Source organism: Chromobacterium haemolyticum DSM 19808 (assembly GCF_000711885.1).
In the GTDB taxonomy this organism is placed as follows: Bacteria; Pseudomonadota; Gammaproteobacteria; order Burkholderiales; family Chromobacteriaceae; genus Chromobacterium; species Chromobacterium haemolyticum.
In genome coordinates this window covers 235,320-251,686 of the sequence record NZ_KL543995.1, presented here as the reverse complement: position 1 = coordinate 251,686, position 16,367 = coordinate 235,320, and the positions used below count along the sequence as shown (strand labels likewise).

Genomic DNA, 16,367 nt, shown 5'->3' with positions numbered 1-16,367 from the left:
ACGCCCGTTTCGGGGCGGGTTAGCGCGCGGCCAGACGAAGCCCGGCAACCCGCCCTCCCGGCGGGTTTTTTCATATGAGCCACCACCAGGAGACTGCCATGCCTAGCAATGAACAATCCAAAGACACGGCCGCGGCGACGCTGCATCTGGTTTGCGGCAAGATCGCCGCGGGCAAGTCCACCTTGACCCGCAACCTGGCCAAACAAGCTCGCACCGTACTGATCAGCGAGGACGAATGGCTGGCCCAGCTTTATCCCGGCGAGATCCGTACCATGACCGACTACGTGCGCCGCTCGCAGTCGCTCAAACAGGCGCTGACCGCCCACATCGCCTCCCTGCTGCGCCAAGGCCTGTCCGTGGTGCTGGACATGCCGGCCAATACACTGGACAGCCGCCGCTGGATGCGCGAGCTGATCGACGCCAGCGGCGCGGCGCACCAGCTGCACCTGCTGGACGTCAGCGACGAAGCCTGCAAGGCGCGGCTGCGTCAGCGCAACGCCAAGGGCGCCCACCCGTTCAGCGTCAGCGAGGCGGAGTTCGACCACATCACCCGCTACTTCGTGCCGCCCAGCCCGCAGGAAGGCTTCAACGTAGTCGCCCACCACAACGCGGAGGCCTGAACCGGCCCCTGGCCGTCTCAGCGGAAAACGCCGGCTTGCCGGCGTTTTTTCATTGGCAAGATGGCCGCTTACCCGCCGGCGCCCTGCCTTGCCGCGCCGCTAGACCCAGCCGCCCAGCATCAGCGCTCCGCACAGGGCGATGCCGCCGCCGACAACGCGGCCCAGCCGTTCGCCCAGCGCAAAGCGCGCTTCCGCTCGCCCCAACAACAAGCCGGCCGCGTGCAACAGGCCGGAAGCCAGCACGAAACCGGCGGCGTAAGCCAAGCCGGAGGCGTCGTGCGGCATCTCCTGACCATGGGCGATGCCATGCAGCAAGGCGAAACCGGCAATCGCCGTCAAGGCCAGCCCCCGTCGCGGCTGCAAGGCGAAGGCCAGCGGCAAGCCCAGCGCGATCACGCTGGCGGCGATGCCGCTTTCCAGCGCCGCCGCGCTCACGCCCAACCAGCCCAGGACGCCGCCAATCGCCAGCAAAGCCATGAAGGTCAGCGGTCCTTGCCATCGGGCCGCGCCGCCCAGCCGCCACGACCACAAGCCCACCGCCAGCATGGCCAAGAGGTGGTCCAGCCCGCCAAGCGGATGCGCCAGGCCGCTGGAGAAACCGGCGACGGCGTGACCGGGGTGAGCCTGGGCCAGCCCGCTGACCAGCAATATGGCCAGCGCGGCCGACGGAGGTTTACGCAAGAGAGTCATTTTCGGCTCCTGAGACGTTGAGTTGCAGCATGCCCTGGGTTTCGACAAAGGCGATGATGTCGGCCAGACCCTGACCAAGCTTGAGATTGGAAAAAACGAAGGGCCGCTCGCCGCGCATGCGGCCGGCGTCGATCGCCATCACGTCCAGCGAGGCCCCCACCAACGGCGCCAGATCGATCTTGTTGATCACCAGCAGGTCCGACTTGCAGATGCCCGGCCCCCCCTTGCGCGGAATCTTGTCGCCGGCGGACACATCGATCACGTACAGCGTCAGATCGGACAACTCCGGGCTGAAAGTGGCGGCCAGGTTGTCGCCGCCGCTTTCGATGAAGATGATATCCAGGCCGGGATGGCGGGCGTTCAGCCGCGCCACCGCCTCCAAGTTGATCGACGCGTCCTCACGGATGGCGGTGTGCGGGCAGCCGCCGGTTTCCACGCCGATGATGCGATCCGCCTCCAGCGCTTGATGCTGGACCAGGAATTGCGCGTCTTCTTGGGTGTAGATGTCGTTGGTCACGGCGGCGACATTGTATTTATCGCGCAGCGCCGCGCACAGCGCCCAGGTCAGGTGGGTCTTGCCGGAGCCCACCGGCCCGCCTATGCCCACCCGCAACGGTCCGCGGCCCTTGGCGAGTCCTGTTGTGTTCATCGCTATTCTCCTTGAGATCGCGGCCGCCGGCTCAAGACCGGAACAGCCTGCTGTACTGGGTTTCATGCTTCATCGCCGCCCAGGCGAGGCCAGGGGCGAAATTGCTCAGTTGTTCCGCCGGCATCCGTCTCGCCTCCGCGCCGGCCGCGGCCACGGCCGGCAACAGCGCCGACAACAATTGCTGGCCGGCCGTCTGTCCCATCGGCATCGCCTTGAGCAGAACCGTGACTTGGTTTTCCAGCCAGCTCCATAGATAAGCATCCACCGCGCCGGCCTCGTCCGCGCCCAGCGCGCGCGCCGCCTGCGCCCATACCGCCGGCAGCGCCAACTCCGGCTGCTCCAGGCCGGCCGGCCACGGCAAAGCGGCGCACTCCGGCAGCGCTTGCAGCAAGCGGCGCAGCGAATACCCCATCTGCACGGTTTCCTGCCTCAATTCGCGGCTGTCTCGGCTGGCCAGCAATTGCTGATTGATCCGCGCCAGCGCCGGTTGATCGTCGGCGGCCAGCGCGCGCCAGGCCTGAGCCAGCAGCGCGGCTTCAAAACGGGCCAGCGGTCCTTGCAACACATCGCCCAGCCAGGCGGCGGCGCTGGCGGCGTCATGCACCAGGCCCAGCTCCAGCGCGCTCTCCAGCCCTTGCGAGTAGCTATACGCGCCGATAGGCAGGCCCGGACTGGCCAGCCGCAGCAGTTGCAGCCGCGACAGCGCGCTCATGCCGCGCCGTACTGATGCAGCCGCGGCGGATATTGGAAGGCCGCCTCTTTGCCGTGGGAGTGGTGATGGCCGCCGCCGTAAGCGCCGGCCTCCGGCTGAAACGGCGCGTCGATTTTTCGCACCTGCGCGCCCATCTGCTCCAGCATCCGCGCCAGCACCTCGTCGTCCAGCAACCGCAGCCAGCCGTCGCCCACTTGCAGATGCACATGGCGGTTGCCCAGGTGGTAAGCCGCGCGGGTCAAGGCCATGGCGTCGGCGCAACTGACATGCAGCAAGGCTTCCGCCGCAGCCACTACCCGCACCCGGCGGCCATCCTCTGCCTGCAGCACTTCGCCGTCGGCCAGCGGCGGCCCCGGCTCCAGAAACAGCCCGCAGTCTTCTCCGGCGGCGCTGCGGGTGCGTAGCCGGCGCTTGCCGCGCAGTTCGCAACTCATCAGCAGCTCATCGTCCCAGGCGCTCGCATCGTCGGCGCGGCGTGTCAGCAGCAACATGGCATCCTCTCAAAACAAGAAATAGCGCTGCGCCAGCGGCAGGCGCTCGGCCGGTTCGCACCACAGCAGCTGGCCATCGGCGCGCACCTGATAGTTTTGCGGGTCCACCTCGATATGCGGCAGATAATCGTTGTGGATCAGGTCCGTCTTGCGCAGATGGCGGCAGCCGCGCACCGCCACCAAGCGCTTGCGCAGGCCCAGTTCCGCGCCGATGCCGGCCTGCAGCGCCGCCTGCGATACAAAGGTGACGCTGCCGCGCGCCACCGCCGCGCCGCAGCTGCCGAACATCGGTCGGTAGTGCACCGGCTGCGGCGTTGGAATGCTGGCGTTGGGGTCTCCCATCGCGGCGGCGGCGATCACGCCGCCCTTGAGGATCAGGCTGGGCTTGACCGCGAAGAAGGCAGGCCGCCACAGCACCAAATCCGCCAGCTTGCCGGGCTCGACGCTGCCCACCTCATGGGCGATGCCGTGGGTCAACGCCGGGTTGATGGTGTACTTGGCCAGATAGCGCTTGACCCGGAAGTTGCTGTGGCCGGGGCCGTCGCCCGGCAAGGGGCCGCGCTGGCGCAGCATCTTGTCCGCGGTCTGCCAGCAGCGCAGTATGGTTTCCCCCACCCGCCCCATCGCCTGGCTGTCCGAGGACATCATCGCGAAGGCGCCCAGGTCGTGCAGGATGTCCTCTGCGGCGATGGTCTCGCGCCGGATGCGGCTTTCGGCGAAGGCCACGTCCTCCGCGATGCCCGGGTCCAGGTGATGACACACCATCAACATGTCCAGGTGTTCGTCTATGGTGTTGACCGTGAACGGCCGGGTGGGGTTGGTGGAGCTGGGCAGCACATTGGCGTAGCCGCAGGCTTTTATGATGTCCGGCGCGTGGCCGCCGCCGGCGCCCTCGGTGTGATAGGTGTGGATGGCGCGGCCCTTGAACGCGGCCAGCGTGGCTTCGACGAAACCGGATTCGTTCAGGGTGTCGGTATGGATCGCCACTTGCACGTCCATCTCGTCCGCCACCGTCAGGCAGTTGTCTATCGCCGCCGGGGTACTCCCCCAGTCTTCGTGCAGCTTGAGGCCGATGGCGCCGGCGCGCACTTGCTCCCGCAGCGGCTCCGGCAGGCTGGCGTTGCCCTTGCCGGTGAAGCCCAGGTTCATCGGAAAGGCCTCCGCCGCTTCCAGCATCCGCGCCAGATGCCATGGCCCCGGCGTGCAGGTGGTGGCGTTGCTGCCGGTGGCCGGCCCGGTGCCGCCGCCTATCATGGTGGTGACGCCGGACATCAAGGCTTCTTCGATCTGCTGCGGGCAGATGAAATGAATGTGGCTGTCGATGCCGCCGGCGGTGACGATCATGCCTTCGGCGGCGATGATTTCAGTAGCGGCGCCGATGACGATGTCGACGCCGGGCTGAATATCCGGGTTGCCGGCCTTGCCTATGGCGGCGATGCGGCCGTCCTTGAGACCGATGTCGGCCTTGACGATGCCCCAGTGATCCAGGATGAGCGCATTGGTCAACACGGTGTCGGCCACCTCCGCCGCCAGCCCCTGCCCTTGGCCCATGCCGTCGCGGATCACCTTGCCGCCGCCAAACTTCACTTCCTCGCCGTACACGGTGTAGTCGCGCTCCACCTCCACCCACAATTCGGTGTCGGCCAAGCGCACCCGGTCCCCGACGGTGGGGCCGAACATCTCGGCATACGCCTGCCTGCTGATTTTCATAAGCCCCCCATTACCCGGCCCTGAAAGCCGAACACCCGCCTCAGGCCGGCCAGCTCCACCAGTTCCACGCTGCGGGTCTGTCCCGGTTCAAAGCGCACCGCGGTGCCGGCCGCGATGTTCAGCCGGCAGCCGCGGGCGGCGGCGCGGTCGAACTGCAAGGCGTCGTTGGTTTCGGCAAAGTGATAGTGCGAGCCCACCTGGATAGGCCGGTCGCCGGTATTGGCCACCGTCAGCGTCACGGTGCGGCGGCCGGCGTTGAGTTCGATCTCGCCTTCGGCGGCCTGGATCTGTCCCGGAATCATCGCGGCGTCCTCATACAATGGGCTGATGGACGGTGACCAGCTTGGTGCCGTCCGGGAAAGTGGCTTCCACCTGAATATCGGCGATCATCTCGGCCACGCCGTCCATCACCTCCTCGCGGCCCAGCAGCGTGGCGCCGTAATGCATCAGCTCCGCCACGCTCCTGCCGTCGCGCGCACCCTCCATGATGGCGGCGCTGATGTAAGCCATCGCCTCCGGATAGTTCAGCTTCAGGCCCCGCGCGCGGCGGCGCTCCGCCAGCAGGCCGGCGGTGAAGATCAGCAGCTTGTCTTTTTCTCTGGGCGTCAATTCCATCGTGAAATACCATTTCTCATTGAAGGGTCAAGTCGCCCAGATGCGCGGCTCCTGCGCCGCGCGGCCATGGGTGAACGGGTAAAGCAAACGCCGGGCCCGCCGCAGCCAATGATGGGCGGCTTCGGCGCTGTCCCCGATGAAGCGCGCCAGCCAGACATCCGGCAGCTGGCTGGCGGCGGCGCGGCCCGTCAGCGGCAGTTCCAAGATCGCCTGGTGCAAGGCCGCCGGCAGCGCCGGCCCGGCCCACAGCAGCAGGCCGGCCACGGTCTGGCCGCCCATCCCCGCCGCCGCGTCCAGCATGCGGTCCCCGCCGGCCAAGGCGGCGCGCTCGCACCAAATCAGCCGGCCGTCGCGTTCAATGTCCAGGCTTTGCCGCCAGCGGCCGCGGTCGAAACGCTCGCCGCAGGCCGGACGCCCCAGGCAGAGCACATCGCCGTACAGCAGCGCGGCGTCGCCCTGCAGCCGGACGCGGCCTTGCAAGCTCACCTCCGCGCCGGCGAACAGAATGGTTTCCAGCGGCAGCCATTCCAGCCGCGCGCCGGGAGCCAAGCTCAGCTCCAGCCGCTGGCTGGCCGGGCGGCCGAATCCGTCGTACCACTTGGCGGCGCCGGGGCTGGTCAGCAGCGCGTCCGCGCCCTCCTCCAAACTCACCGCCAGATTCAGGCTGTCGCCGCCCGCCATGCCCCCCGGCGGGTGCACGATGATGTGCTGGCACTGGCCGGCGGCGTCGATGAAGTGGCGTTGCACCCTCAAAGGGCCGCAATGCCGGCGCCGCACCGGAATGGTGCGCCCGTCGCGGCGCTGGTAAGCCAGTTCCAGTTCGGCGGCCCAGGGCGGCGGCAGGCCGATGGCGGCGGAGTCGCGGCGCATCGCTCAGATCGCCAACAGTCCGCGCACGCCGTCCGCCTGCATATCCCCGCCCAGGCCGCTGCGCACCACTTCGCCGCGCGCCATCACCAGATAGCGGTCCGCCAGCGCTTCGGCAAAGTCGTAATACTGCTCCACCAGCAAAATGGCCATCTCGCGTCCAGCCGCCAGTTGGCGGATCGCCGCGCCGATCTGCTTGATGATGGAGGGCTGAATGCCCTCGGTCGGCTCGTCCAGCATCAGCAGCGACGGCCGCCCTACCAGCGCGCGGCCAATCGCCAATTGCTGCTGCTGGCCGCCGGACAGGTCGCCGCCCCGGCGGCCGCGCATCTCGTCAAGCACCGGAAACATCTCGAACACGCTGTCCGGCAAGCGCCGGCCCGCCGCGCCGGAGAAGCGAGCCAGCCCCAAGCGCAGGTTTTCCTCCACCGTCAGCCTCGGAAAGATTTCGCGCCCCTGCGGCACATAGGCGATGCCGCGCGCCGCGCGCTGATGCGGGGCCAGCGCGGCAATGTCCTCGCCGCGCCAGAGCATGCGCCCGCCGCGTATCGGCAATTGCCCGCTCAGGCATTTGAGCAGCGTGCTCTTGCCCGCGCCGTTGCGCCCCAGCAGACAGGTGATCTGCCCAGTCTCGGCGCGCAGGCTGATACCGCGCAGGATGCGGCTGCCGCCGTAATACTGTTCCAGTCCGTCGATTTCCAGCATGTCAGCGCCCCAGATACACTTCGATCACCCGCTCGTCCGCCTGCACCTGCCTCAGCGTTCCCTCCGCCAGCACCGCGCCTTCGGCCAGCACCGTCACCTTGCAGCCCAGGCTGGCGACGAAATCCATATCGTGCTCCACCACCATCAGGGAGTGCTCGCCCTTCAGGCTCAGCAGCAGCTCCGCGGTCTGCTCGGTTTCGGCGTCGCTCATGCCGGCCACCGGCTCGTCCAGCAAGAGCAGCTTGGGTTGCTGAGCAAGCAGCATGCCAATCTCCAGCCATTGCTTTTGGCCGTGCGACAGCAGGCCGGCCAGCCGGCCGCGCTGATCTTGCAGCCGCACCCGTTCCAGCAGTTCGTCGATGCGGCGGCGCGGAGCCGCGCCCAGCCGCGCGCGCAGGCTGGCACGCACCGATCGGTCCCCGGCCAGCGCCAGCTCCAGGTTGTCCGCCACCGTCATCGCCTCGAATACCGTGGGCTTCTGGAATTTGCGCCCTATCCCCAGTTGGGCGATTTCGGCCTCGTCGTGCCGGCGCAGGTCTATGGTCTGGCCGAAGAACACGCTGCCGGCGTCGGGCCGGGTCTTGCCGGTGATCACATCCATCATCGTGGTCTTGCCGGCGCCGTTGGGGCCGATCACCACCCGCAATTCGCCGACGGCGATCGACAGCGTCAAGCGGTTCAAAGCGCGGTAGCCGTCGAAATCAACTATGACATCGTCAAGATATAATATCTGTCCGTGCCGGATGTCCAGTCCCGACGTCAATGGACGGGACAAGCCCACCGCCTCGCCCTCCCACTGCCCACGCGGAGCGGTATTTTCGCTTGTTGCATTCATGTCGCATATCCGGAAAATAAATAACTGCGCGGCGGCTTCACGCGCCGCGGCCTCGCGCCAGCAAACCCATCAAGCCGCGCGGCAGCAACAGGGTGCCGGCGATGAACAAGCCGCCCAGAAAGAACAGCCAGTACTCCGGCAAGGCCACGGTAAACCAGCTCTTGGCCGCATTGACCAGCACCGCGCCCAGCACCGGGCCAATCAAGGTGCCGCGGCCGCCCACCGCCACCCAGACGGCAGCCTCTATCGAATTGCCCGGCGACATCTCGCCCGGATTGATGATGCCGGCCTGCGGCACGTACAAGGCGCCGGCCAGCCCGCACAGCATGGCGGACAACACCCATATCGCCAGCTTGTAATCCTGCGGCCGATAACCGCAGAACATCAGCCGCGATTCGGCGTCGCGCACCGCCGTGAGAATGCGGCCGAACTTGCCGCGCATCAGCCAGAACGCCCCCAGCAAAGACAGCGACAGCAGTAGCGCGCTGAGGATGAACAGCCAGGCGCGGGTGGCCGGCTCGGCAATGCCGAAGCCCAGGATGCGCTTGAAACCGGTAAAGCCGTTATTGCCGCCAAAACCGGTCTCGTTGCGGAAGAACAGCAGCATCGCCGCGTAGGTCAGCGCCTGGGTGATGATGGAAAAATACACACCGCGAATGCGGGAACGGAAAGCCAGCCAGCCAAAGCCCAGCGCCAACAGCCCGGGCGCGCCCACCTCCAGGCACAAGGCCCAGGCCAGGTGCTCGCTGCCCTGCCAGAACCACGGCAGCGCCCGCCAGTCCAGCGACACCATGAAATCCGGCAGCGCGCTCTGGTAGACGCCATCGTTGCCGATCTGCCGCATCAGATACATGCCCATGCCGTAGCCGCCCAGCGCGAAGAACAAGCCGTGGCCCAGGCTGAGCAAGCCGGCATAGCCCCAGACCAGGTCCAAAGCCAGCGCCAGCACCGCGTAGCACAGAATCTTGCCAGCCAGGGTCAGAACATAAGCCGACACCCGCCAGCCGCTGTCCGCCGGCGCGAACACATGCAGCAGGGGCAGCGCCAGCAAGCCGAGCCAGGCCAGGGCCAACGCCGCCGCGCCCCAGCGCCTGCGGCTCAGGCCAGACAAGAGCCTCAAAGAGTAAGGAAGATGCATGGCGGCTCCTAATCCACGGCCCGGCCCTTGAGGGCGAACAGGCCTTGCGGACGTTTTTGGATGAACAGAATGATGCCGGCCAGGATCAGAATCTTGCCCAGCACCGCGCCCAGCGCCGGTTCCAGCAGCTTGTTGGCCACGCCCAGGCCCAGCGCGCCCCACGCCGCGCCGGCCAACTGGCCCACGCCGCCCAGCACCACCACCATGAAACTGTCGACGATATAGCCCTGGCCCAAGTCCGGGCCGACATTGCCTATCTGGCTCAGCGCCACCCCGCCCAGGCCGGCGATGCCGCTGCCCAGGCCGAAGGCCAGCATGTCCACCCGCCCGGTCGCCACGCCCAGGCTGTCCGCCATGCTCCGGTTCTGGGTCACCGCGCGCACAAACAGACCCAGCCGGCTGCGGTTCAGCGCCAGCCAGACCAGGCCCAGCGTCAGCGCGGAGAACAAAATGACGGCGATGCGGTTGTAGGGCAGCGTCAGCGCCGGGCTCAAGACCCAGCCGCCGGTCAACCAGCCGGGATTGGCCACCGCCACGTTCTGCGCGCCGAACAGCGTTCGCACCAACTGCATCAGCGCCAGGCTGATGCCCCAGGTGGCCAGCAGCGTTTCCAGCGGCCGGCCGTAGAGATGGCGGATCACCAGCCGTTCCAGCGCCATGCCCACGCCGGCGGTGAACAGGAAGGCCGCCGGCAACGCCAGCGCCAGATAGGCGTCGGCGGCGGCCGGCCAGCGGCTTTGAAACAGGCTTTGCGCCGCATAAGAGACATAGGCCCCCAGCATCAGCATCTCGCCGTGCGCCATATTGATCACGCCCAGCAAGCCATAAGTGATGGCCAAGCCCAACGCCGCCAGCAGCAGCACCGAGCCCAGGCTGAGGCCGGCGAAGGCCGCTCCCAGTAAATTGTCCACCTGCACGCTGGCGCGGATGGCCGCTTGCGCACTCGTCGCGGCGTCGCGCACCCCGGCGTCGCTTTCGTTGGCGGCGTCGGTCAAGGGCGCCAGCAAGGCCAAGGCGGCCGGATCGCCGCTGTCCGCCAGCGCCGCGGCGGCGGCTCTCCGCTGCGCCGGGTCCGGGCTGGCCAGCGACAAGCGGGCGCACGCTTGCTCCAACGCGCGCCGCAACTCGGCGTCACCCTCCCGCGCCAGCCGGTTCCGCAGCAAGGGCAGCAAGGCCGGGTTAGCGCTGTCCGCCAGCACACGGACCGCGGCCAGCCGCCGGACAGCATCCGCAGCGGCCAGTTCGTCGACCGCGTGAAACACCGCCAAAGCGCCGCGCAGCCGGTTGTTCAGCGGCAGCGGCTCCAGACTGGCGGCGTCGCCCGCCGCCGGCTGGCCGGACACCGCATCGCCGAGCGCGCCGTCCGGCCGCAGCCACAACACGCGCCGGCCATCGGCGGACTGCAACAGCCGGCCCTCCTCCAACGCGGCCACCGCCGCGCGGCGCTCCGCGTCCGGGCGCGGCGCCCAGCTTTCAATCAAGCCGGCGCGCTCGGCCGGATCGGCGCCGGCCAGGTCGGCCAAGGGGCCGGCGCCGGCCGCCGCGCACCACAGCGCCAGCGCCCAAGACAAGGCTTTACACCAGGGCATCGCGGACTCCTTCTCGGCTCACTTGCTCTTCACCGGGGCATCCGGCCGTTTGTCGTTGCCAGGGAGGTACGGACTCCACGGCTGTGCGCGCACCACGCTCCGGCTTTTCCACACCACCGAGAACTGTCCGTTGGGCTGAATCTCGCCAATCATCACCGGCTTGCGCAAATGGTGGTTGCGGGCGTCCATCTCCAGCGGATAGCCCGACGGCGCGTCCAGGCGCACCCCGGCCAGGGCCTTGCTCACCGCGGCCACATCGGTGCTGCCGGCCTTGCGCGCCGCTTGCGCCCATAGCCGGATGCCGACGTAGGTCGCCTCCATCGGATCGTTGGTCACCAGCTTGTCCGCCCCGGCAATGCCCTTCTTGCGCGCCCAGGCGCGGTAGTCCGCCGTCCATTTGGCATTGACCGGGTTCTTAACGCTCATGAAGTAATTCCAGGCCGCCAGATGGCCGGCCAAGGGCTTGGCGTCCATGCCCTTGAGCTCCTCCTCGCCCACCGAGAACGCCATCACCGGCACCTCGGCCGCTTTCAGGCCCTGATTGCCCAGCTCTTTGTAGAACGGCACATTGGAGTCGCCATTGATGGTGGACACCACCGCGGTCTTGCCGCCGGCGGCGAACTTCTTGATATTGGCGACGATGGTCTGGTAGTCGTTATGGCCAAACGGGGTGTAGGCCTCTTGGATGTCCGCGTCCTTGACCCCCTTGGTTTTGAGGAAGGCGCGCAGAATCTTGTTGGTGGTGCGCGGGTAGACATAATCGGTGCCCAGCAGGAAGAAGCGCCGCGCGCCGCCGCCTTCCTTGCTCATCAGGTACTCCACCGCCGGGATCGCCTGCTGATTGGGCGCCGCGCCGGTGTAGAACACATTGGGCGACATCTCCTCGCCCTCGTACTGCACCGGGTAGAACAGCAAACCGTTCAACTCCTCGAACACCGGCAACACCGATTTGCGCGACACCGAAGTCCAACAGCCGAAGGTCACCGCCACCTTGTCTCGGCTCAGCAATTGGCGCGCCTTCTCCGCAAACAACGGCCAGTTGGAAGCCGGGTCCACCACCACCGGCTCCAGCTTTTTGCCCAGCACCCCGCCATCGGCGTTGATCTGGTCGATGGCGAACAGCGCCATATTCTTGAGCGAGGTTTCGGAAATGGCCATGGTGCCGGACAGGGAGTGCAGCACCCCCACCTTGATGGTGCCGGCGGCAAGGGCCGGCGCGGCGCCGAGGCCGCCCAGCGCCAGGCTCAGCGCAAGGGTAGGCAAGACATGAGGGCGAATGAACATGGGAAGCTCCTGGGGCGATCCTGAAACGCCGGGAGGCCGTCTGGCCGGCCCGGCTGGAAATTGTTGCACTGCAGGATCAGACTAAGCCCCGGCCCGCCCGGCCGAAATACGTTACATGACGTATGCCCTCTCACCCGCCTCCGGCGCTGCGCAAAGCCAGCGCCGCGGCCGAGGTGCGGGTTTCCACCCCCAGTCGGGCGAACACATGCTCCAGATGCTTGTTGACGGTGCGCGGACTCATGCCGAGGATGTCGCCGATGTCGCGGTTGGTCTTGCCCAGGCTCAGCCAATGCAGCACCTCGGCCTGACGCGGAGTCAGCCCCAGCGCCTCCTCCGGCGGCCAGCGCAGCGCCGGCTCCGCGCCGTTCAGCCACTCCAGCTCCAAGCGCTGGCCTATCCAGTCCAGCAGGCGCTCTACCCGGATGGGCTTGACGAAGAAATCCTCGGCGCGGATGCCCGCGTCGTTGTCCTGCCCCTGCTCGAAGGCATTGGCGGAAATCACCGCCAACGCCGGCGCATCGCCGTGCCGACGGCGGATACGCCTCAAGGTTTCCCAGCCGTCCAGGCCCGGCATCGCCAGATCCATGCACACCAGGTCCGGCAGCGCCCCCGCCTGCTCCAGCCAGTCCAGGCAAGCCTGGCCGCTGGCGGCCTGCTCCACCTCGAAACCCAAAGGCAGCAAGGCGCTGGCCAGCATCTCCCGATCCTGCGCATGGTTGTCCACCAGCAGCACCCGCCGCCGCCGGCCCTGATAGCCGACGCGCGCCGACAAGGGCGGCGCCGGCGCGGCGCCCAATCGCGGCAGGAACAAGCGCAGCGTAAACACGCAGCCCCCGCTCGGCCGGCTGTCCAGCCTCAGTTCGCCCCCCATCAGCGAGGTCAACATCCCCGCAATGGTCAGGCCCAGCCCGCTGCCGCCCTGGCCGGCGGCCCCGCCGCCGCGCTCAAACGGCTCGAACACGCGCTCGGCCTCCTCCGGCGCGATGCCGGGGCCGGTGTCGGCAATCTCGAAACACGCCACCTCGCCCTGATAACGCAAGCCCAGGCTAACCTCGCCATGCGCGGTGAACTTGACCGCGTTGCCCAGCAAATTGATCAGGACCTGTCGCAGCCGGCGTTCGTCGGCGCGCACCATGGCCGGCCATTCCCCTTGCGGAAGGAAGCGGAAGCCCAGCCCCTTCTCCCGCGCCTGCAACTGGAACATCGCCGTCAATTGGCGGATGAACTCAGCGAAATCCAGCGGCCGCGGCTCCAGATTGAGCCGGCCGCTCTCGATCCGCGCCAGATCCAGCGTGCCCTCGATCACCGACAGCAGGTGATCGCCGCTGCGGCGGATCACCGCCAACGCCGGCCGCTTCGACGGCGGAATCTCAGGGTCCCCGTCCAGGATCTGCGCATAGCCCAACATGCTGTTCAGCGGCGTGCGCAGCTCATGGCTGAGCGTGCTCACATAACGGCTCTTGGCCTGGTTGGCCTGTTCCGCGGCCCGGCGCGCCTTTTGCAATAGCGCGTCGGTGCGGCGGTGGGACGCGATCTCCCGCAACAAACGCTGGGTCTGCCGCTTGGACTCCTGCCTCGCCACCTGCCGGCTCTGGCGCAGCAAAACCAGCCACCACGCCAGCACGCTGCCGCCCAACAGCAGGCCCGCGCCCAATTGCGGCAGCCGCGCCGCCAGCGCGTCCAAGCCCGGTCGGCTCCGCGCCAGGCAAAACAAGCCGCCCAACAACAGGCCCAAGCCCGCCAGCAACAGCGTCATCAGCAGCAGATAATCGGCCAGGCCTCGTTGCAGATACGGCCGGCAAGCGCTCGGCAACAGCCGGCTCAGCCATGCGCGCCATTGCTCGTCCAGCCGCGCCTTGGGCTTGCAGCGGTCGTCACAACGCGCGTCCAGCGTGCAGCACAAGGAACAGATCCAACCGCGATACGCCGGGCAGCTCACCATGTCCGGCGGCTCGTACTGGCGGCGGCACAATACGCAGCGCTGCGGCGGGGCCGGCGGCAACGCCGGCCGGCGCGCCAGGTAATAACGGCCGCCGCTGAGCCAGGCCAGCGCCGGCGTGGCCAGCAAAGCGGTCAGCAAAGACAGGAAGGGCGCCAGCGGCTGCATCTGCTCGCCCAACGCCCCCAGATGCGCCGACACCGAAACCGCCGAGGCCAAGACCAGCGAACCCAGCCCCACCGGATTGACGTCGTAGAGATAGCCCCGGCGGAACTCTATGCCCGGCGGGCTCAGCCCCAGCGGCTTGTTGATGGCCAAATCCGCCGCCACGGTGACCATCCAGGCGATCGCCAGATTGGCGAACAGCGCCAGCACATGCGCCAGCGCCTGGAAAACCTCCAGCTCCATCAGCAACAGCGCGATCAAGAGATTAAAAACCACCCACACCACCCGTCCCGGATGGCTGTGGGTCAGCCGCGCAAAAAAATTGGACCAGGCCAGCGAACCGGCGTAGGCATTCGTGACATTGATCTTCAGCTGCGACAGCAGCACAAACAGCACCGTCGCCGCCAGCGCCAGCCGGCCGTCGCCCCATCCCTGGACATAGCCGAACCAATACAGGCGAGCCGGATCCGGCGCCGGCCCGTCCGTCTGGCCGTGATCCAAGGCCAGCCAGGCCAGCAGCGCGCCGCCCAGCATCTTCAGCATGCCCGGCAACACCCATCCCGGGCCGCCGGCCAGACAGGCCAACCACCAGCGGCGGCGGCCGGCGGCGGGCGGCGGCATGAAGCGCAGATAGTCCGCCTGCTCCCCCATCTGGGCGATCAAGGCGATGCCGATGCCGAAGGCCGCACCAAAACGGCGCAGATCGAAACCGCCCGCCCCGCCTTCCGCCCCGGCATAGTGCCAGAAGCCGCTCAGCGCCTCCGGCTGGCGCGCCAGCACGAAGCCGTAAGGCAACAGCAGCAGGCCCAGCCACAGCGGCTGGGTCCAGGCTTGCAGCCGGCTGATGGCGGTGACCCCGTGAGCCACCAGCGGCAGCACCGCCACTGTGCACAGCAGATAGCCCCAGGCCGGCGGCAGGCCAAACCCCAACTCCAGCGCATACGCCATGATGGCGGCTTCCAGCGCGAAGAAAATAAAGGTGAAGGCGGCGTACAACAAGGAGGTGACGGTGGAGCCCAGATAACCGAAACCGGCGCCGCGGGTCAGCAAATCCATGTCCACGCCATAGCGGGCGGCGTAGACGCTGATCGGCAGGCCAACCAGCAAAATCACCAGCCCCACCGCCAGAATGGCCCAGGCCGCGTTGACGAAGCCTCCCGCCGTCAGCATCGCCGCGCCCACCGCCTCCAACACCAGAAAGGCGGCGGCACCGCCCAGCGCGGTGTGCGCCACTCGCCACGGCGACCAGCGCCGGAAGCTGTGCGGGGTATAACGCAGCGCAAAATCCTCCAGCGACTCGCGCGCTACCCAGCTGTTGTAATCGCGACGGACTTTCACCGCGTAAAGCGGCGCGGGATCGGAGGCGGACATGGCGGCGGCCTTGAGCGTATGCTAACAACAGCTTCAATGCAAAAAGCTTGCCAATGGCCGCCGCGGGCCGTAAAGCTCGGCGGCGCGGCATCGCGCGCGGCCGCGCCCGTTTTATACGATACGAATCGTAAATGTACTGATTGCGTAAAGAATTTCGCTGCACCGCCCGTAAACAAGCTATTCACACAACATTAAGCAAGCGCTAATATTCATTGGCAACCACCACCCAGGCCGGCCCCGCCGACCCGCCACATTAAGGACTTCCCGATGGATACCCTGTTGTTTCTACTGCTAGCCGCCTCCCTGCTGGCCCTGATTCTGCGCAAGCGCCAATGGGCCTACGCCTGCTGGGGCCTGGCCTTCGCGCTCACGCTGTACTGGTTCAAGTTCCACGCCACCAGCACATTGCCCATTTCCCTGTGAGGAGCCCGACATGACGCAAAACCTCACCGGCAAACTAAACCAGCTGGGCCTGCTGCTGATCAACCTGATGCTGCTCGTCGCCTTCTACTTCCAGTTCGCCCAGCATGAACTGCCCTGCCCGCTCTGCCTGCTGCAACGCGTGGCCTTGTGCGCGATAGCGGTGGCGCTGGCCGCCAACGTGCTGCTGGGCGACAAGCCCGGCCATTACGGCATGATGCTGCTGGCCGCCGCCGCCGGCTTCGCCGTGGCCGGCCGCCAAGTGCTGTTGCACATCGCCCCCGGCGACGCCGGCTTCGGCCCGCCCGTCCTGGGCCTGCACTTCTACACCTGGGCCGCCATCGCCTTCTTCGCCGTCTTCATCGGCAGCGGGCTGTTGCTGATGCTGTGCCAGCGAGAACACAGCTTCGACCGCCAGCCCCCGGCGCAACTGAGCCGGCTGGCCAGAGCCGGCGTGGCCCTGACCATGTTGCTGCTCTTGGGCAACGCCCTGTCCGTGTTCCTCGAATGCGGCCTGGCGGCCTGCGGAGAAAGCCCGATCAACTATCTGCTGCTTAACTAAACCCG

Annotated in this window: 17 protein-coding genes; 3 read left to right on the top strand and 14 right to left on the bottom strand. The window is 67.4% G+C overall.

The genetic code is table 11. From position 1 onward, the window contains the following. Positions 1-98: 98 nt before the first annotated feature. On the top strand, positions 99-620 hold the full coding sequence (locus tag BR71_RS20770) for a P-loop nucleotide/nucleoside kinase family protein (protein WP_052370942.1): 522 nt from the start codon (positions 99-101) through the stop codon (positions 618-620). A gap of 99 nt (positions 621-719) precedes the next feature. Here BR71_RS20770 and BR71_RS20765 read toward each other — a convergent pair whose 3' ends face one another. From BR71_RS20765 to BR71_RS20700, 14 genes are all read right to left on the bottom strand, one after another. Further along, positions 720-1,310, bottom strand: a complete 591-nt coding sequence (locus tag BR71_RS20765; protein WP_052370940.1) for a HupE/UreJ family protein — start codon at positions 1,308-1,310, stop codon at positions 720-722. Beyond that, on the bottom strand, positions 1,294-1,959 hold the full coding sequence (gene ureG, locus BR71_RS20760; RefSeq protein WP_043641707.1) for an urease accessory protein UreG: 666 nt from the start codon (positions 1,957-1,959) through the stop codon (positions 1,294-1,296). Before ureG ends, BR71_RS20765 begins: the two co-directional genes overlap by 17 nt. 31 nt (positions 1,960-1,990) lie before the next feature. After that, entirely contained in the window at positions 1,991-2,671 is a 681-nt protein-coding gene (locus BR71_RS20755) for an urease accessory protein UreF (protein ID WP_043641704.1), read from the bottom strand. After that, the gene (gene ureE, locus BR71_RS20750) at positions 2,668-3,162 is read right to left on the bottom strand and encodes an urease accessory protein UreE (RefSeq protein WP_043641702.1); all 495 of its coding nucleotides are present in this window, start codon (positions 3,160-3,162) and stop codon (positions 2,668-2,670) included. Before ureE ends, BR71_RS20755 begins: the two co-directional genes overlap by 4 nt. 9 nt (positions 3,163-3,171) lie before the next feature. Continuing rightward, positions 3,172-4,872, bottom strand: a complete 1,701-nt coding sequence (ureC, locus tag BR71_RS20745) for an urease subunit alpha (protein WP_043641699.1) — start codon at positions 4,870-4,872, stop codon at positions 3,172-3,174. After that, positions 4,869-5,174, bottom strand: coding sequence for an urease subunit beta (locus BR71_RS20740; protein ID WP_043641697.1), 306 nt, complete (start codon positions 5,172-5,174; stop codon positions 4,869-4,871). Before BR71_RS20740 ends, ureC begins: the two co-directional genes overlap by 4 nt. A gap of 10 nt (positions 5,175-5,184) precedes the next feature. Beyond that, positions 5,185-5,487: an urease subunit gamma gene (gene ureA / locus BR71_RS20735; protein WP_043641694.1), complete on the bottom strand. Its 303-nt coding sequence runs from the start codon at positions 5,485-5,487 to the stop codon at positions 5,185-5,187. A gap of 27 nt (positions 5,488-5,514) precedes the next feature. Further along, positions 5,515-6,357: an urease accessory protein UreD gene (locus BR71_RS20730; RefSeq protein ID WP_043641691.1), complete on the bottom strand. Its 843-nt coding sequence runs from the start codon at positions 6,355-6,357 to the stop codon at positions 5,515-5,517. A 3-nt stretch (positions 6,358-6,360) separates the two neighbouring features. Beyond that, positions 6,361-7,059: an urea ABC transporter ATP-binding subunit UrtE gene (gene urtE / locus BR71_RS20725; RefSeq protein WP_043592229.1), complete on the bottom strand. Its 699-nt coding sequence runs from the start codon at positions 7,057-7,059 to the stop codon at positions 6,361-6,363. 1 nt (position 7,060) lies between these two features. After that, positions 7,061-7,894: an urea ABC transporter ATP-binding protein UrtD gene (urtD, locus tag BR71_RS20720; protein ID WP_043641690.1), complete on the bottom strand. Its 834-nt coding sequence runs from the start codon at positions 7,892-7,894 to the stop codon at positions 7,061-7,063. A 37-nt stretch (positions 7,895-7,931) separates the two neighbouring features. Beyond that, positions 7,932-9,032 carry an urea ABC transporter permease subunit UrtC gene (urtC, locus tag BR71_RS20715; RefSeq protein ID WP_043641687.1) on the bottom strand — a complete coding sequence of 367 codons (1,101 nt, stop codon included), beginning with the start codon at positions 9,030-9,032 and terminating at the stop codon, positions 7,932-7,934. 8 nt (positions 9,033-9,040) lie between these two features. Beyond that, a complete protein-coding gene (urtB, locus tag BR71_RS20710; protein WP_043641685.1) occupies positions 9,041-10,621 on the bottom strand; it encodes an urea ABC transporter permease subunit UrtB in 1,581 nt (526 codons plus the stop codon). A gap of 18 nt (positions 10,622-10,639) precedes the next feature. Further along, positions 10,640-11,905: an urea ABC transporter substrate-binding protein gene (gene urtA / locus BR71_RS20705; RefSeq protein WP_052370938.1), complete on the bottom strand. Its 1,266-nt coding sequence runs from the start codon at positions 11,903-11,905 to the stop codon at positions 10,640-10,642. A 130-nt stretch (positions 11,906-12,035) separates the two neighbouring features. Beyond that, the gene (locus BR71_RS20700) at positions 12,036-15,380 is read right to left on the bottom strand and encodes an ATP-binding protein (protein WP_052370936.1); all 3,345 of its coding nucleotides are present in this window, start codon (positions 15,378-15,380) and stop codon (positions 12,036-12,038) included. Between the two features lie 267 nt (positions 15,381-15,647). Here BR71_RS20700 and BR71_RS24410 point away from each other — a divergent pair, with 267 nt between their 5' ends. Beyond that, on the top strand, positions 15,648-15,803 hold the full coding sequence (locus BR71_RS24410; RefSeq protein ID WP_019103097.1) for a DUF5993 family protein: 156 nt from the start codon (positions 15,648-15,650) through the stop codon (positions 15,801-15,803). Positions 15,804-15,813: 10 nt separating this feature from the next. Beyond that, positions 15,814-16,362: a disulfide bond formation protein B gene (locus BR71_RS20695; RefSeq protein WP_043641683.1), complete on the top strand. Its 549-nt coding sequence runs from the start codon at positions 15,814-15,816 to the stop codon at positions 16,360-16,362. Positions 16,363-16,367 lie beyond the last annotated feature (5 nt).

What these genes read in the sequence shown, in the direction of transcription:
- urtC (WP_043641687.1), bottom strand. Translation starts at nt 9,032, where the DNA reads ATGCATCTTCCTTACTCTTTGAGGCTCTTGTCTGGCCTGAGCCGCAGG.
- ureC (WP_043641699.1), bottom strand. Translation starts at nt 4,872, where the DNA reads ATGAAAATCAGCAGGCAGGCGTATGCCGAGATGTTCGGCCCCACCGTC.
- BR71_RS20695 (WP_043641683.1), top strand. Translation starts at nt 15,814, where the DNA reads ATGACGCAAAACCTCACCGGCAAACTAAACCAGCTGGGCCTGCTGCTG.
- BR71_RS20770 (WP_052370942.1), top strand. Translation starts at nt 99, where the DNA reads ATGCCTAGCAATGAACAATCCAAAGACACGGCCGCGGCGACGCTGCAT.
- BR71_RS20755 (WP_043641704.1), bottom strand. Translation starts at nt 2,671, where the DNA reads ATGAGCGCGCTGTCGCGGCTGCAACTGCTGCGGCTGGCCAGTCCGGGC.
- urtD (WP_043641690.1), bottom strand. Translation starts at nt 7,894, where the DNA reads ATGAATGCAACAAGCGAAAATACCGCTCCGCGTGGGCAGTGGGAGGGC.
- BR71_RS24410 (WP_019103097.1), top strand. Translation starts at nt 15,648, where the DNA reads ATGGATACCCTGTTGTTTCTACTGCTAGCCGCCTCCCTGCTGGCCCTG.
- urtE (WP_043592229.1), bottom strand. Translation starts at nt 7,059, where the DNA reads ATGCTGGAAATCGACGGACTGGAACAGTATTACGGCGGCAGCCGCATC.
- urtB (WP_043641685.1), bottom strand. Translation starts at nt 10,621, where the DNA reads ATGCCCTGGTGTAAAGCCTTGTCTTGGGCGCTGGCGCTGTGGTGCGCG.
- BR71_RS20730 (WP_043641691.1), bottom strand. Translation starts at nt 6,357, where the DNA reads ATGCGCCGCGACTCCGCCGCCATCGGCCTGCCGCCGCCCTGGGCCGCC.
- urtA (WP_052370938.1), bottom strand. Translation starts at nt 11,905, where the DNA reads ATGTTCATTCGCCCTCATGTCTTGCCTACCCTTGCGCTGAGCCTGGCG.
- BR71_RS20740 (WP_043641697.1), bottom strand. Translation starts at nt 5,174, where the DNA reads ATGATTCCGGGACAGATCCAGGCCGCCGAAGGCGAGATCGAACTCAAC.
- ureA (WP_043641694.1), bottom strand. Translation starts at nt 5,487, where the DNA reads ATGGAATTGACGCCCAGAGAAAAAGACAAGCTGCTGATCTTCACCGCC.
- BR71_RS20700 (WP_052370936.1), bottom strand. Translation starts at nt 15,380, where the DNA reads ATGTCCGCCTCCGATCCCGCGCCGCTTTACGCGGTGAAAGTCCGTCGC.
- ureG (WP_043641707.1), bottom strand. Translation starts at nt 1,959, where the DNA reads ATGAACACAACAGGACTCGCCAAGGGCCGCGGACCGTTGCGGGTGGGC.
- BR71_RS20765 (WP_052370940.1), bottom strand. Translation starts at nt 1,310, where the DNA reads ATGACTCTCTTGCGTAAACCTCCGTCGGCCGCGCTGGCCATATTGCTG.
- ureE (WP_043641702.1), bottom strand. Translation starts at nt 3,162, where the DNA reads ATGTTGCTGCTGACACGCCGCGCCGACGATGCGAGCGCCTGGGACGAT.